14 protein-coding genes and 1 tRNA gene are annotated in these 14,195 nt (G+C 65.2%); 6 read left to right on the plus strand and 9 right to left on the minus strand.

Annotated elements, in window-relative coordinates; translation table 11 throughout:
• The first annotated feature begins 35 nt into the window (after nucleotides 1–35).
• Nucleotides 36–413, plus strand: a complete 378-nt coding sequence (locus ACIBG0_RS24885; RefSeq protein ID WP_397035367.1) for a hypothetical protein — start codon at nucleotides 36–38, stop codon at nucleotides 411–413.
• A 166-nt stretch (nucleotides 414–579) separates the two neighbouring features.
• On the opposite strand, the gene ACIBG0_RS24890 is transcribed toward ACIBG0_RS24885, so the two are convergent.
• Nucleotides 580–652 (minus strand) — tRNA-Ala (locus ACIBG0_RS24890).
• A 168-nt stretch (nucleotides 653–820) separates the two neighbouring features.
• Here ACIBG0_RS24890 and ACIBG0_RS24895 point away from each other — a divergent pair.
• Nucleotides 821–1,189 carry an ACT domain-containing protein gene (locus ACIBG0_RS24895; RefSeq protein WP_397035368.1) on the plus strand — a complete coding sequence of 123 codons (369 nt, stop codon included), beginning with the start codon at nucleotides 821–823 and terminating at the stop codon, nucleotides 1,187–1,189.
• Between the two features lie 31 nt (nucleotides 1,190–1,220).
• Here the strand turns inward: ACIBG0_RS24895 and ACIBG0_RS24900 are convergent, their stop codons facing one another.
• Nucleotides 1,221–1,820 carry a TetR/AcrR family transcriptional regulator gene (locus ACIBG0_RS24900; protein ID WP_397035369.1) on the minus strand — a complete coding sequence of 200 codons (600 nt, stop codon included), beginning with the start codon at nucleotides 1,818–1,820 and terminating at the stop codon, nucleotides 1,221–1,223.
• Nucleotides 1,821–1,930: 110 nt separating this feature from the next.
• Between ACIBG0_RS24900 and ACIBG0_RS24905 the strand changes: the two genes are divergently transcribed.
• From ACIBG0_RS24905 to ACIBG0_RS24915, 3 genes are all read left to right on the plus strand, one after another.
• Nucleotides 1,931–3,010 carry a Gfo/Idh/MocA family protein gene (locus tag ACIBG0_RS24905; RefSeq protein ID WP_397035370.1) on the plus strand — a complete coding sequence of 360 codons (1,080 nt, stop codon included), beginning with the start codon at nucleotides 1,931–1,933 and terminating at the stop codon, nucleotides 3,008–3,010.
• Nucleotides 3,011–3,652: 642 nt separating this feature from the next.
• Entirely contained in the window at nucleotides 3,653–3,985 is a 333-nt protein-coding gene (locus ACIBG0_RS24910) for a transglycosylase family protein (RefSeq protein WP_397035371.1), read from the plus strand.
• A gap of 397 nt (nucleotides 3,986–4,382) precedes the next feature.
• Entirely contained in the window at nucleotides 4,383–6,341 is a 1,959-nt protein-coding gene (locus ACIBG0_RS24915; RefSeq protein ID WP_397035372.1) for an MFS transporter, read from the plus strand.
• A gap of 37 nt (nucleotides 6,342–6,378) precedes the next feature.
• On the opposite strand, the gene ACIBG0_RS24920 is transcribed toward ACIBG0_RS24915, so the two are convergent.
• The 7 genes from ACIBG0_RS24920 to ACIBG0_RS24950 all read right to left on the minus strand — a co-directional run bounded on the left by ACIBG0_RS24920 (nucleotide 6,379) and on the right by ACIBG0_RS24950 (nucleotide 13,369).
• The gene (locus ACIBG0_RS24920; protein ID WP_397035373.1) at nucleotides 6,379–7,116 is read right to left on the minus strand and encodes a DsbA family protein; all 738 of its coding nucleotides are present in this window, start codon (nucleotides 7,114–7,116) and stop codon (nucleotides 6,379–6,381) included.
• Nucleotides 7,117–7,246: 130 nt separating this feature from the next.
• Nucleotides 7,247–8,584: an MFS transporter gene (locus ACIBG0_RS24925; protein ID WP_397035494.1), complete on the minus strand. Its 1,338-nt coding sequence runs from the start codon at nucleotides 8,582–8,584 to the stop codon at nucleotides 7,247–7,249.
• 28 nt (nucleotides 8,585–8,612) lie between these two features.
• Nucleotides 8,613–10,253: a phosphoglucomutase (alpha-D-glucose-1,6-bisphosphate-dependent) gene (gene pgm, locus ACIBG0_RS24930; RefSeq protein ID WP_397035374.1), complete on the minus strand. Its 1,641-nt coding sequence runs from the start codon at nucleotides 10,251–10,253 to the stop codon at nucleotides 8,613–8,615.
• 47 nt (nucleotides 10,254–10,300) lie between these two features.
• Nucleotides 10,301–10,663 carry a fluoride efflux transporter CrcB gene (crcB, locus tag ACIBG0_RS24935; protein ID WP_397035375.1) on the minus strand — a complete coding sequence of 121 codons (363 nt, stop codon included), beginning with the start codon at nucleotides 10,661–10,663 and terminating at the stop codon, nucleotides 10,301–10,303.
• Nucleotides 10,660–11,034 carry a DUF190 domain-containing protein gene (locus tag ACIBG0_RS24940; RefSeq protein ID WP_397035376.1) on the minus strand — a complete coding sequence of 125 codons (375 nt, stop codon included), beginning with the start codon at nucleotides 11,032–11,034 and terminating at the stop codon, nucleotides 10,660–10,662. The genes crcB (ACIBG0_RS24935) and ACIBG0_RS24940 overlap by 4 nt, the downstream gene beginning before the upstream one ends.
• Before the next feature lie 33 nt (nucleotides 11,035–11,067).
• Nucleotides 11,068–11,496, minus strand: coding sequence for a fluoride efflux transporter CrcB (crcB, locus tag ACIBG0_RS24945; RefSeq protein WP_397035377.1), 429 nt, complete (start codon nucleotides 11,494–11,496; stop codon nucleotides 11,068–11,070).
• 373 nt (nucleotides 11,497–11,869) lie between these two features.
• Nucleotides 11,870–13,369 carry an MFS transporter gene (locus ACIBG0_RS24950; protein ID WP_397035378.1) on the minus strand — a complete coding sequence of 500 codons (1,500 nt, stop codon included), beginning with the start codon at nucleotides 13,367–13,369 and terminating at the stop codon, nucleotides 11,870–11,872.
• Between the two features lie 117 nt (nucleotides 13,370–13,486).
• On the opposite strand from ACIBG0_RS24950, the gene ACIBG0_RS24955 reads away from it, so the two are divergent.
• Nucleotides 13,487–14,161 (plus strand): TetR/AcrR family transcriptional regulator, encoded by a 675-nt coding sequence (locus tag ACIBG0_RS24955; RefSeq protein WP_397035379.1) that lies wholly within the window; start codon nucleotides 13,487–13,489, stop codon nucleotides 14,159–14,161.
• The last annotated feature ends 34 nt before the right edge of the window (nucleotides 14,162–14,195 follow it).

Genomic DNA, 14,195 nt, shown 5'->3' on the forward strand with positions numbered 1-14,195 from the left:
GGCCCAGAGTCGTCGAACGACTCCGCGGCCGCGAAATGGTTCGCATCGAAGGTGGTACCCAAGCACTGCGCCGAACCATCAACGCACGCATCGAGATATCAGCAGGGGTAGTCGCCGACATCTCCGTGCCGCGCCCATTCGGTGCCGTGATCCTCAAAGCAGCGGCTTACACGACGGATTCCCGAGATCGGGACCGGCACCTTTACGACGCCGCCGCGCTGCTGGCATGCATCGAGGATCCGTTCACGGAACGTGCAGACTTCGCCGGCTCCGACCGAGGCCGGATCGCCATGCTGGCCACCCATCTCGTACCCGAACACTCCGCGTGGCGCGCGCTGCCACGCCAGCATCGAACTCAGGGCGAGACCGCCTTGGCTATCTTGGCCAACCAGGACCCGGCGCTGGGGCTTTGATCGAAACCAGAAGGCACGCACCGGGCGATCAGCCGGGCACATCCGGTTCGCTTGCCGAAGGCTTTGTCAGCCGGCCGAGCAGGTGTGGCAGGGCAACCACTACGCGGTTTGGATGCTGTTGCACAACAAAATATCCGCAGGCCTTCTCGCCTGCGGATATTTTGGGTGGAGCTAAGGGGACTCGAACCCCTGACCCCCACACTGCCAGTGTGGTGCGCTACCAGCTGCGCCATAGCCCCGAGTGGGTTGCCGTCGGGTTTCCCTGACTGCCTGAACGAAGTTACACCACTGGCGTGTCGGCGACCAAATCGCCTCGATTCAGGGGTGACGGAGGGGGCGTTTGTGATTCCTTACGAACTGTCCATAACGCTGGACATCGGACGCGATCGGTGTGCGACGATGCGCTGATGTCGGTCGCTGATCATCAGACGTTGCGGGTGCTGGAGGGTCGATACGTGCTGGAGCGCGCGGTATCGGACGGCCAGGTCGCCCGTGATGGCGAGGTGCTCGCGGTCGTGCGCGGCCCTGACGGCGGAGCTCGCATGCGACGCCAGGATGCGGCCGACGACGCTTGGGTGGCGCTGTGGAATGGCGACGAGGCGCACCCGCCGGACGCGACCGGCATGTTGGCCGCGATCGTGGCGCCGCTCGCAGCCGGCAATGTGCCGGTCTGGGTCGCGGCCTCCTTCGACGGCGACATCGTGCTGATCCCCGTTGATCAGGTGGACGAGGCGTCTGAGCTGCTGCGCCGGGCCGGCCACCGGGTGATTGGCTGAAGACTCCGATGCGGTGCCCGCGACCGATTTGTCAGGGCGTGGTCTGCGCGCCTTCGCCCAGGATGGCGCGAAGCGCCGAGGTGCCGATCTGCAGTAGCTCGTCGCGGCTGCGCCCGGCCGCGGCCTGGACGGCGATGCCGTCCGAGATTGTGTGGATGAGTGCGGCCAGGGCGGCTGGTTCGTGGTGGGACGGCAGGTCGGTGGCCTGCTCGAGCCGTCTGCGCAGCGCCGCCTCGCCGGCTTTGCGTACCGCGACGGCGTCCTGGCGTGCAGCGTGCGCGTCGGGTCCACAGGCTTGAACGGTCTTGACGCACAGGCAACCATGGGGCGTGCTTTCGCCTGCGGTCAGGTCGACGGCCCCGCGGATCAGCCGTTCGACGACCTCGCGGCTGGTGGACGCGTCCAGCGCTTCGGCAGTGTAGGCACCGGGGCCGTGGAGGTAGCGGGCGAGGACCTTGCCGAACAGTTCCTCTTTGTTACCGAAGGCGGCATACAGGCTCGGCTTGTTGATGCCCATCGCGGCGGTCAGGTCGGTCAGCGAGGCGCCCTCGTAGCCGTTCCGCCAGAACACCTCCAGCGCGCGGTCGAGTGCGGTTTCTGCGTCGAATGAGCGGGGGCGTCCGCCGGGCATGCCGTCCTCCGTGCTCGCTCCAGTTTTTTACCTATCGGTACATTATCTCTTGCGTGAGAGCTCTGCGCCACCTAGTTTCATACCGAAAGGTACACAACTAAGGAGCGCACATGATTCGAGTCGGAGTTGTCGGGGCCAGCGGTTGGGCGGACGGCTCGCACCTGCCCGCGCTCACAGCGCTCGAGGAGTTCGACGTGACCGCGGTCGCGACGACCCACCAGGCCAGCGCGGACCGGGCGGCCGCCGCCCACGGCGCTCGGTACGCCTTCGCCGACGCAGGTGAACTCACCGCGCACCCCGAGGTCGACCTGGTCGTCGTCTCGGTGAAGGCCTCCGGACATGCCGCCGTGATCAGGGCAGCACTCGACGGCGGCAAGCACGTCGTGTCCGAGTGGCCGCTGGGCGTCGACGCCGACGAAGCGGGCGAATTGACCGAAGCCGCCACCGCCGCCGGAGTCGTTCATGCGGTCGTCCTCCAGGGCCATCACTCCCCGAGCGTCCGCTTCGCCGCAGACCTCCTGGCCGACGGTCGAATCGGCATGCTCGAATCGGTTTCACTGGTGGCGGAGGGTGCCCCCTGGGGCGGCAGTCGAATACCGCCGAACCTGGTGTTCGGCCTCGACCCTTCGGAGGGAACCAACATCCTGACCATCATGGCCGGTCACTTCCTGGCCACACTCGAACAAGTCGCGGGCTCACTGACCGAAGTCTCCGCACGGCTGCCCCGAATGCACGACCGCGTGCTCGTCGCCGGGGCGGAGCGGACTGTGCCCAACGCCACGCCCAGTCACGTGCTGCTGCACGGAGTGCTGGCCAGCGGCGCTACCACCTCGGTCGCCGTGCATGGCGGCAACGGGCCCGCCCGGGACGGGTTCCGCCTCGAGCTCGTCGGCAGCGACGCAACGTTGACCGCCACCTCAGCCCAGCCCGGGACGTTCATCCACTGGGGCGACTGGAATATCCGGATCGGCGACGAGGCCCTGGCTGTGCCCGACACCTATCGCACCGTGCCCGCCAGCGTCCAGTCCGGCCCACCGGCCAACATTGCGGCCCTCTACCAGGAGGTCGCTCAGGCCATTACCGAAGCCAGGCAACCACATCCCAACTTCGAGACCGCCCTACGTCACCACCGGCTGCTAGCCGCCATCGAACAGTCCGCGGCCGATGGAATGGTCCAGGCCATCTCGTAATGGACACGGAGTATGGAATCGGCCGATTCCAACGCCCGCCTGACTACATCGGTGAGCTCTGATGTCGTTCTCGACCGACCGATGTACCCGACACGCCCATCGGCTACCGAGGAGTGACCGTGCGACGTCAACCTTCTGACCAGCCAGTTCCTGTCGTCACAAAGCGCGCGCACGCCGCAAAACCCGATTTGTGAGACTCGAACCGGAGCTGAGCGGGATTCACAAATACCACAGCGGATAACAACTTCACCATCCACACCGAGACGGACCAGCGGCAGAACCGGACATACATCCCAGGATCCGGAGCTCAAACGCGATCCAGGTCACTATTTCGTAGTGATCCCAAACACATAACGTAACTATCACGAACGGTCGTATATATACATTTTTACGCATTCGAACTGGGCGAATGCCGATAATCCACAGTTTTGGTCGAGACAATTCGGACGTTATCTCAACGTGATCTGTCGTGAATTCTTCGCTAGCGTCGTCGTCGACAGCTCGGATCAATGCGACGAGCTCGAACTCGAACTGCTGAACGCCGGTAACCCTGCCCCGCGGTTTCGAGGATCCCCGACATCGCTGGGGGCAGGGACACGGCGGAAGTCCGCCGGGGCCGAGCGGGCGCAGCCAGGAATACACATGACTCAGAACCGCAAGTTCACCCGTGCCCTTGGAATCGCCGCCGTCGCCGGTGCCATCGCCGCCGTTCCGTTCGGCCTGTCCACCGCCACCGCATCGGCATCCGGCCACAACTGGGACGCCGTCGCGCAGTGCGAAAGCGGTGGTAACTGGGGCATCAACACCGGTAACGGCTTCGCAGGCGGTCTGCAGTTCACGCAGAGCACCTGGTCGGCCAACGGCGGCTCGGGCAGCCCGGCCAACGCCAGCCGTGAGGAGCAGATCCGCGTCGCGGAGAACGTGCTCGCCACCCAGGGCCCGGGCGCTTGGCCCGTGTGCGGCGCTTACCTGTAAGCCCGGATAGACCTAGCGGGGTCCGTGCCATCGTGCACGGGCCCCGTTGTCGTCAGTACGATCAACGAAATCACCAGTGCCGGAATTATTTCCAGCAATCCGGCGCGCAACCGCCGTTCTATTCCGGCGAATATCCGCCCGATCTGGGATTCGAAAATCACTCTGCGGCGGCCGAATTCACAACCCCCACCCCAGCTCGAGATACTTGCGGCGTCAACCAATAGTCCCACTCATTGGTACGGTCTATTCCAATTGCGCAAATCGAGCGCTCTCATGGTCCGAAACAGCTGCGGGCAGTGATCCATCTCACTACCCTGTGTCCACCCGGCAAATCGCCCTGATCCATGCACGGCTCAGGTCCTTTACGAAATGCCGTGGCTAGAAAGGCATCTCGACCATGAGCTCGACCCAGATTGCGGATCCACCCACCCTGCTCACGGGGCTGTGGCAACGCAAGCTACCGCACTATCCCGATACACCCGCCCGTTCTTGGTACCTGGCCGTCGTGGTCATCGCCTCGATCGCGCTCTACTACCAACTATTCGTCACCGGCGCCGTTGGAAATGAACTCATCGGTTACTTCGACCTGTCCTTCGCCTACTTCGTCTGGATCTTCATCATCGGCGCCGCCTTCGGCGCGGTGGCCTCGGTGCTAGCGGGCGTGCTGGATCGGTGGGGGCGGGCGAATATCGTCGCCTACGGCGTGGTGATCTGCTCGCTGCTGACCCTGTTCGCGGTGCCCGCGACGACCACCAAAGAGCAGTACCTGTTCGTGTACTGCCTGGTCAGCATTGTCGAGGGTGCGGTGCTTGTGGCCACACCGGCACTGATTCGCGACTTCTCCCCGCAACTGGACCGGGCATCGGCAATGGGCTTCTGGACACTGGGACCGGTCATCGGCGCACTGGTCACGACGCAGATCTCCACCCACACGCTCGACGCGCATCCGGATTGGCAGTACCACTATCGGCTGTGCGGTGTGATCAGCCTCGTCATCGCGGTGGTCGCGGTGATCGGATTGCGCGAACTGAGCCCGCAACTGCGTGACCAGATCATGGTGACCTTGCGCGACCGTGCGCTGATCGAGGCCCGCGCCCGCGGTCTGGACGTCAAGGAACTCGAGCAGGGCGTGTGGCGACAGATGCTGCGCCCCAACATCATCGGCTCGGCGTTGGCGATCAGCCTGTTCCTCGCCTTCTTCTACACCATCGTGTCGTTCCTACCGGTGTATATGGCGACGAATTTCGGCTTCAGCCCAGCCAAGGCCAATGCGCTCGGCAACTGGTACTGGGCCGCCAATGCGATCGCCCTGGTGCTGGCCGGGATCGTGTCGGACAAACTGAAGGTGCGCAAGCCGTTCATGATTGTCGGCGCGCTCATCAGCATCGTCGGCATGTACCTGTTCATCGGCTACACCGATCAGCCCGATACCGGTTACTACTCGTTCGCCGCGGTTTTCGTAGTGATCGCAGTCGGCACCGGCATTGCCTACTCCACCTGGATGGCGAGCTTCACCGAGACGGTCGAGGCTCGTAATCCGGCCGCTACCGCGGTGGGGCTCGCGGTGTGGGGCGGCACACTGCGCAGCGTTGTCACCGTGGTGCTGTTCGGATTGCTGATCGTGGTGAACGCGGCCGGTCCGCTGGTCAATTACGGACCCCGGCTCTCGGAGATCGCGCACAAATACGCCCAGCAACTCGCGACCATCCAGACTGTCGGCACGGAAACCCTTGCGGCACTGCAGCACAATTCCGGTGATCAGGCCGCACAGATCACCGCGCTGACCAAACTGACCGGCGCTTCACCCGCCGATATCCAGACCACCGTCGGTCTCAACACCCGCTACCCGCAGGAGTTGGCGACGCTGCAGGCCATTGATTCGGCGACATTGGCCGCGCTGACCGCGAATCCGGCCGATGCCAACGCAGGTATGGCGGCGGTCGGACAGGTCGCTAAGAAGTTCGGCATTCCGGTGGATCAGGCGATCGCGCGCCTGCAAGCCGTGCAGCAGATTCCGGCCGCCGACCTCGCGGTGGCGGCGACCGTCGGCCCCAAACTTGCGCAGGCGGCTGCGCAGTTGCAGTCGGTCGGCACCATCCCGGCAGATGATCAGGCCTATCTGGCCGCGCACGCCACGGAAGTGCAGCAGGCGCAAGCCGATTCACCGAAGCAGTGGGAACGCTGGTGGTGGATCTGCCTGGCCGCGCAGGTGGTGTTCCTACCGTTCGTCTTCCTGATGGCCGGACACTGGAGTCCGAAGAAGGCGGCCGCGCAGGCCAAGGCGCACGACGAGCTCGTCGAGCGCGAATTGGCCGAGATCGTGAAGAGTGAGCCGGAGCCCGAACCCGCCGGGTAGCTGGGTCGTGCCGGGCGGTACCACCGCCCGGCACGATTCACTTGGTCAGGTCGACGACCCATTCGTGGTTGTTGACGTCGACCTTGTTCTTTCCGTCGAAGACGGCTGGCGTGGCGACCTCCCCGTTGGCATCGGTCAGCGCCGCGCGGGCCATTTGGGCGTGGATCTTGGCCGCGTCGAGTTTCGCGCCGGAGCTGATGCACTGCACCGCCTCCAGCGAGGCGCCCGATTCCTTGGCGACATTCGCGAGATCGTCATTGCTGAGGTCCGCGCCGCCTTCCTTCGGCTGCTTCGAGGTGAACAGCAGCGCGTGGAATTTCGAATACACCGGGCCCGAACCGTTATCGGCGACACATTCGTTCGCGGCGACCGCACGGGTCGAATAGTCCTTGCTCTTCGACTTCGGGTCGAGGAAGGTCACGAGGTGATATCGGACGGCGAGTTTGCCCTCGTCGATCTGCTGCGCGATCTCCTGACCATAGAGCCGCTCCAGCGCACCGCAGGACGGGCACAGCGGATCCTCGTACACATCGATGGTCTTCGCCGCATCCGGGCGGCCGAGCAGAATCGTGCCGTTGTTCTGGTCCAGGACCGCGTGAATGTCCGCGCTGTGCACCGACCCGTATCCGTCATTGCGGATCGTGGCGTCGTCGCGTCCCCACCGGAAAGCCAGGATCACGATCAACACGATGAGCGCGAGCGCCACGCCACCGAGCGCATATGTGGTCGCACTGGACATCGGCCGCGGCGTGTATTTCGATCCCGATTCGCTCACTCCGACCACTCTGCCCCAACCACACGCCAACCCGCGCGCGGGGTGCGTTCTCGACCGTCGATCACGGTGCATTCACGCAGGCAAACGTCGGGGGAGGCCTGCAGGGTTACATAGTGATCAGACGTCCAGGTCAGCGGGAGGCGTAGTCGTTTCCTTGGGAGTCGGATGTGGGGGACTCGGCGTCGTGGGGGCCGTAGGTGTAGCCGGGCGGGGAGTCCACAGCGGTTTCCAGTTTCGATGCGACGCCTCGGCGGTGCAGCGGTTCCGGGACGAGTGCCCAGATCGCGGCTGCGATGGCGAGTAGTGCGCCGGTCAGTGCGAGGGCGAGGCCGTAGGAGAAGTGTTGGGCCACGGCGCCTACCGCGACCGGGCCGATGACGGTGCCGAGGTCGGCTGCCATCTGGAAGCCCGCGAGGACCGGGCCGCCGCGCGCCTTCGGTCCGATGACGTCCGCGACCGCGGCCTGTTGAGCGGGAGTGAACATGCCCGAGCCCAGCCCGGCGACGAATGAGGTCATCAGCAGCCAGGGCAGGTTCGACGTGAGACCCAGTCCGGCGGTACCGGCCGCACAGATCAGCGATCCGGTGATCAGGAATGGTTTGCGTCCCAAGCGGTCGGAGAGCCTGCCGGACGCGAAAAGCACCGCCACATTTCCCGCGGCGAACACGGTCAGGGTGACACCTGCCATGCCCGGTTTCTGATGCAGCACTTCGACAACGAGCAGCGGCACGAGCGCCATCCGCACCCCGAATACCGCAGCACCATTGGCGAAATTCGATAGCAGTACCGCCCGATACTCCGGCCGGGCCAATCCCTCCCGGAACGACATCAGCCGCAACCCGCCCACCGGTTCCGGTGCGGCCAGGGTCGAATGCCGCAGATTCACATAGACCACCGCGGTCGCGAGCAGCAGCGCCGCCGCATAGATCAGGAACGGCGCCCGCAACCCGAGCCCGGCGAGCGCGCCGCCGACCAGCGGCCCGCTCACCGACCCGATCAGAAAACTCGTCGACCACAGCCCGGACACCCGCCCACGTTGCGCGGGCGGCGACATCCGGATCACCAGTGCCAGCGACGACACCGTGAACATCGTCGACCCGACCCCACCCGCCGACCGCAACACCAGCAGCTGCCAATAACTCTGCGCAAACGCACTGGCCCCCGTCGATACCGCGACGATCAACAGACCGCCGAGATACACCGACCGCTCCCCCAGCCGCTGCACCAATCGCCCACTGACCGGCGCGAACAGCAGCCGCATCAACGCAAACGCACTGACAATCGCCGAAGCCGCCGCCACCCCGACCCCGAACCCCCGCGCGAACTGCGGCAATACGGGGGCCACCAGGCCGAACCCCACGGCGATAACAAACGACGCCCCGATCAGTACCCAGATCTCCACCGGCAAAGCCCTGGACGCCGACCCACCCGACGCCGCTGCCTTCCCCGCCGAAGCTCCCGAACCCAGCGACTCCGACGACCCCGCGGTCGATCTATCACTCACCGGACAGCGCCTGCCCCACCACTTCTTCCGCGGCCGCTTGGACCTGGGTCAGGTGTTCTGGGCCCTCGAAGGACTCCGCGTAGATCTTGTACTTGTCTTCGGTGCCGGAGGGGCGCGCGGCGAACCAGGCGTTTTCGGTGGTGACCTTCAGGCCGCCGAGGGGGGCGCCGTTGCCGCGGGCTCGGGTGAGGACCGCGGTGATCGGCTCACCGGCGATCTCCTTCGTGGTGATCATGTCCGGTGTCAACTTACCGAGCAGTGCTTTCTGTTCCGGGGTCGCGGCGGCGTCGATGCGGGCATAGGCCGGACTGCCGTAGCGCTTCTCGAGTTCGACATAGCGCGCCGACGGGCTCTGGCCGGTGACGGCGGCGATCTCGGTGGCCAACAAGGCGAGCAGGATGCCGTCCTTATCGGTGGTCCACACCGTGCCGTCCATGCGCAAGAACGATGCGCCCGCACTTTCCTCACCGCCGAAAGCCAGACTACCGCTGAACAATCCGGGTACGAAGAATTTGAAGCCGACCGGCACCTCGTACACATCGCGCCCGAGCACGCTGACCACTCGGTCGATCATCGACGAACTCACCGCCGTCTTGCCGATCTTGGTGAGCGCATCCCAACCCATCCGATTCGCGACCAGATATTCGATGGCGACCGCGAGAAAGTGGTTCGGATTCATCAGACCGCCATCGGGTGTGACGATGCCGTGCCGATCCGCGTCGGCGTCGTTGCCGGTGGAGATGTCGTAATCGTCCTTGATCGCGATCAGCGAGGCCATCGCATAGCGCGAGGACGGATCCATCCGGATCTTGCCGTCGGAATCCAGTGTCATGAACCGCCAGGTCGGATCGACGAACGGGTTGACGACCTCGAGTTCGAGGTCGTAGCGCTGTCCGATCTCCTCCCAGTAGTCGACACTGGCTCCGCCCATCGGATCGGCGCCGAGCCGGATCCCGGCACCACGAATGGCGTCCAGGTTCAACACATTCGGCAGATCCGCGATGTAGTGGTCGAGGTAGTCGTAGCGCTCGACGCAGTTCTCCAGCGCATGCCGCAGCGTGGTCCGCCGCACCCCGGCCAAGCCGCTGCGCAACAGTTCGTTGGCGCGGTTGGCGATGGCATCGGTGGCCTTGGTGTCGGCCGGACCGCCGTGCGGCGGGTTGTATTTGAAGCCGCCGTCGCGCGGCGGATTATGCGATGGCGTGACGACAATGCCATCGGCCTGATGCTTGGCCCCACCGCGGTTGTGCCGCAACACCGCATGACTCAGCGCGGGCGTGGGTGTGTAGCGATCGCGCGCGTCGATCATCGTGGTCACATCGTTGGCGGCCAGCACCTCGAGCGCGGTGGTCCAGGCGGGTTCGGACAACGCGTGGGTATCGCGGGCCAGATAGACCGGACCGGTAATCCCGCGCGTGGCACGGTATTCCACGATCGACTGGGTGATGGCCAGGATATGCGCCTCGTTGAACGCGGTGTCCAGACTCGAGCCCCGGTGCCCCGAGGTGCCGAAGGCCACCTGCTGTGCGGGCTCGGCCGGATCGGGGATGCGGCTGTAGTAGGCCGTCACCAGACGCGCGATGTCCTCGAGGTCAGTGGGACGCGCGGGTCGCCCGGCTCGATCATGGGCCATGCTCGGGTCTCCCTTCCGTGTCGGCTGCGCCCGGCTCGTCATCAAAATCATGTCCACAACCACTGGGTCGTGGCCGCGGCGACGAACACCGCGGTCAAGCTGGTCACGACGCTGAGCACCACATTGCCCACCGCATAGGCGTAGGCGCCCTCGGCCACGAGCCTGATCGTCTCGTAGCCGAAGGTGCTGAATGTGGTCAGCGCGCCGCAGAAACCTGTTCCCGCGGCGGCCAGCAGCCAGTGGTTCGCGCCGACGCCGATCAGTCCACCGAGCAACGCCGAACCGACAATGTTAACGGTCAATGTGCCCAGCGGCAGCAGAGATTCGAATCGCGCGGCCACCGCACGGTCGATGAGATACCGCGCCGGCGCACCGATCATGCCGCCGACCAGGACGAGCACCACCATCATCGGGCGACCCCCAGCGTCGGCTGCCAGACCTCGACTTCGGACAATGCGACATTCACCGTAGCGAGTAGCTCGGAATTCTGTTCGACGAAGGCGCGCAACCGCAGGGTCTCGTCGATGATCATCACCAGTACGGGTAGGTGTTCGGCCAGATCGAGGATCCGACTGGTGTGGATGCGCGAGGACGACCCGTAACCCTCCACACCGCGCCACACGCTGGCGCCGGCCAGTCCGGTGTCGCGGGCGCGCCGCACGATCTCGTGGTACAGGGGCCCGTGCCGCCACTTGTCGTCCTCGTCGAGCAGCACCGTCAGCCGCGCCGCCGACTGCCACTGTCCCGCCGCCGGACCAGTGCCCGTCGGTGAATCTTTCATCGCCTGACCCCCTTCCGTCGCGCTGTCCACTATTCAACTCATCCGCCGTGCCGTACCAGTAGCCGACCGTGCCGAAAACATGCCGAGCACAACCGCCCCCAGTCCGGCCACCACTGTTCCCCCGAGATAGCCGAGTGCCTCGACCGCGGCACCCGATTCGAGCAGTCTACGAACCTCGAGGCTATAGGTGGAAAAAGTGGTGAAGCCGCCGAGCACGCCGATACCGAGAAATGGGCGGAGCAGTCTGTGGGCTACCCACACCTCGGTGATCAGAACCATCAGAATTCCGATCGCAAAGCATCCCACGACATTGATCGTGAAGGTCGCCCAGGGGACCTGATGCGGTTGCGAAGGCCACCACACGCCGATGCCATAGCGCGCCAGCGCGCCGAGACCACCGCCGAGCGAGATCACCACCAGCACCAACGGTTCGACGGCAGGGTTGCGGGCCCGCTGAGCCATGCGCTGACCTCCTGCCGAGCCGAATGTCACCGGCGCAATGCTAACGGGCGGGTCGGCCGAGCCGAACATCCGGGACGACGGGACGCACCATGAACAGCATCGTTCGTTGACACGGGGCGCTGAGCACGTACGAATGGTGGGAATGTTCGGCCGAAGTTCCCGGCCACCCCTACGGGCACAGGTCGGCAGCGATGACGGCGGCACCGAGGGCGAGATCCGAAACGCCTTGGAAGACGGCGAAAAATGGGCGCCAGCAACTGTTCGGCTTCGTGGCAGCTGGGGCCTTCGGCCCGGTGACGGCCGAGGCGATCGACGAAAGCACAGCGCCCGCATCGTCATTGATGCGGGCGCTGTGCTTTTCGAGCGGAACAGTTCAGTGCACGATTACCGGTTCACCTTCCGACGGAGCCGGAACCGTATTCGGCATCAGGAATCCGGTGATCACCGCACCGGCCACGAAAATCGCGGTGGCCCACCAGAAGCTGGTCGTGTAGCTCTCGATCTGGGCCTGCGCCACGGCCAGCGGACCCGGCGTATGCGATGACAGGTAGTCGGTCGCGGCCGAGGCGGCGATGGTGCTCAGCAGCGCCGTGCCGATCGAGCCGCCGACCTGCTGGCTCGTGTTGATCATCGCCGAGGCGACACCGGCATCCTCGTGGTGCACACCGGCCGTCGCGCCCTGGAAGGCGGTCGACATCGCGCCACCGAGACCGAGGCCCATCAGGACCAGGGCTGGCAGGATATTCGCGACATAGCTGCTGTCGAGGCTGATCTGGGTCAGCCATGCCATGCCGAGCGCGGCGACCAGAAAGCCACCGGCGACAACGATCTTCGGACCGACCTTCGGCAGCAGCAGCGAGGGGACCGTGGTCGAGGAGACGACCATGCCCGCCACCATCGGCAGGAACGCCAGACCGGTCTTGATCGGCGAGTACCCCATGCTCAGCTGCATGTAGTAGGTCAGGAACAGGAAGATCGCGAACATTCCGATGCCCATGACGAACACTGTCAGGAACGAACCGCCGCGGGTGCGGTCCAGCACGATGCGCAGTGGCAACAGCGGATTCGCGACCCGGGTCTCGAGCGCCACGAACACCGCGAGCAGTGCCGCGCCGCCGATCAGGAAACCGAGGGTGACCGGGTTGCCCCAGCTGGTCGACTCGGCGTGCGAGAACCCGTAGACGATGCCGAACAGTGCGGCGGTCACCACGACGGTGCCCGGAATATCGAGCCGGGGCCGCTCCGTCACCACGTGCTTGGCCAGCAGCAGCACCGCGCCGGTCAGCGCGACCGCGGCGAAGCCGAGGTTCACGAACATCACCCAGCGCCACGATGCCCATTCGGTGAGCATGCCGCCGAGCAGCAGACCGATGGCACCACCGGCGCCGGCGACCGCACCGAATATGCCGAAGGCCTTGGCGCGCTCACTCGGTTCGGTGAAAGTCACCGTGAGCAGCGATAGGGCGGCGGGTGCCAGCAGCGCGCCGAAGACGCCCTGTCCGACGCGAGCCGCGACCAGCATTTCGAAGCTGGTGGCCGCGCCGCCGACCGCGGAGGCCACGGCGAATCCGATCAGGCCGATAATGAAGGTGTTACGCCGGCCGAACAGGTCACTGAGTCGGCCACCGAGCAGCAACAGGCTGCCGAAGGCAAGAGCGTAACCGGTGACGACCCACTGCCGATCGCCATCGCTGAAACCGAGGTCCTGTTGCGCTGCGGGCAGCGCGATATTCACGACGGTCGCGTCGAGCACCACCATGAGCTGAGCCACGCCTAGTACGGCGAGCACCCACCAGCGCAGGGCGTGCGAGCCGCGGCGGCCCGAGTCGGTTTTCTCGGGGGCCAGTGCCCCACGGTCCAACGTGGTAGTCATGTGTCCCCTTTGTCTCGAGGCTTGATCCGGAGGTATTTCCTCCGCTTTCCGAGTTAAGCTAACACAATAACGGAGACAACTCCTCCACTTAATCCCGCTTATTGCTAGGATGTGACTGTGAATCCCGCCACTACCGTGCCTCCACCTCGGCGTCTACGCGCCGACGCTGCCCGCAATCAGCAGCGCATCGTCGAGGCAGCCCGCCAGCTCTTCGCCGATCACGGCTTGGAGATCACCCTCGATGACGTGGCCGAACGCGCCGGGGTGGGCGTCGGCACCGTCTACCGGCGCTTCGCCAATAAGAAGGAACTGATCGCCGAGGTCTTCGAACAGAATGTCGGCGAGTTCGCCGTCGCCGCCGAGACCGCGGCCAAGCACCCGGACCCCTGGTTGGGGCTGGTTCAGTTCTTCGAGTACGCCTGCACCCATCTCGCTACCAATCGCGGCTTCAGCGAGGTCATGCTCGAACTCGAGGAGGATCTGGAGCGCTTCGCCCAGCTGCGCGACCGGATCAAGCCGACCATCGCCGCGGTCATCGATCGCGCGCGCGAAGCCGGTGCTCTACAGCCCGATATCGAGCCATCGGACTTCTTCGCGCTGATCCACATGGTCGATGCGCTGGCCGAGTTCTCCAAGCCGGTGAATCCGAATTCCTGGCAGCGCTATATGGCCATCGCACTCAACGGCGTGCGCAGCGATGACACGCCACGCCGACCACTACCAGCGCCCCCCTTGACGGACGAAGAAGTCGAACGCGCCAAGTCGTTCGCCTGCGCGGGCCGCAAGCGCTAGCGCGCAAAAACCGGACACATCTAGCGCCGGTCCG

Origin of the sequence: Nocardia sp. NPDC050630 (assembly GCF_044457245.1) — a bacterium.
Lineage (GTDB): Bacteria > Actinomycetota > Actinomycetes > Mycobacteriales > Mycobacteriaceae > Nocardia.

What these genes read in the sequence shown, in the direction of transcription:
- ACIBG0_RS24885 (WP_397035367.1), top strand. Translation starts at nt 36, where the DNA reads ATGGTTCGCATCGAAGGTGGTACCCAAGCACTGCGCCGAACCATCAAC.
- ACIBG0_RS24895 (WP_397035368.1), top strand. Translation starts at nt 821, where the DNA reads ATGTCGGTCGCTGATCATCAGACGTTGCGGGTGCTGGAGGGTCGATAC.
- ACIBG0_RS24900 (WP_397035369.1), bottom strand. Translation starts at nt 1,820, where the DNA reads ATGCCCGGCGGACGCCCCCGCTCATTCGACGCAGAAACCGCACTCGAC.
- ACIBG0_RS24905 (WP_397035370.1), top strand. Translation starts at nt 1,931, where the DNA reads ATGATTCGAGTCGGAGTTGTCGGGGCCAGCGGTTGGGCGGACGGCTCG.
- ACIBG0_RS24910 (WP_397035371.1), top strand. Translation starts at nt 3,653, where the DNA reads ATGACTCAGAACCGCAAGTTCACCCGTGCCCTTGGAATCGCCGCCGTC.
- ACIBG0_RS24915 (WP_397035372.1), top strand. Translation starts at nt 4,383, where the DNA reads ATGAGCTCGACCCAGATTGCGGATCCACCCACCCTGCTCACGGGGCTG.
- pgm (WP_397035374.1), bottom strand. Translation starts at nt 10,253, where the DNA reads ATGGCCCATGATCGAGCCGGGCGACCCGCGCGTCCCACTGACCTCGAG.
- crcB (WP_397035375.1), bottom strand. Translation starts at nt 10,663, where the DNA reads ATGATGGTGGTGCTCGTCCTGGTCGGCGGCATGATCGGTGCGCCGGCG.
- ACIBG0_RS24940 (WP_397035376.1), bottom strand. Translation starts at nt 11,034, where the DNA reads ATGAAAGATTCACCGACGGGCACTGGTCCGGCGGCGGGACAGTGGCAG.
- crcB (WP_397035377.1), bottom strand. Translation starts at nt 11,496, where the DNA reads ATGGCTCAGCGGGCCCGCAACCCTGCCGTCGAACCGTTGGTGCTGGTG.
- ACIBG0_RS24950 (WP_397035378.1), bottom strand. Translation starts at nt 13,369, where the DNA reads ATGACTACCACGTTGGACCGTGGGGCACTGGCCCCCGAGAAAACCGAC.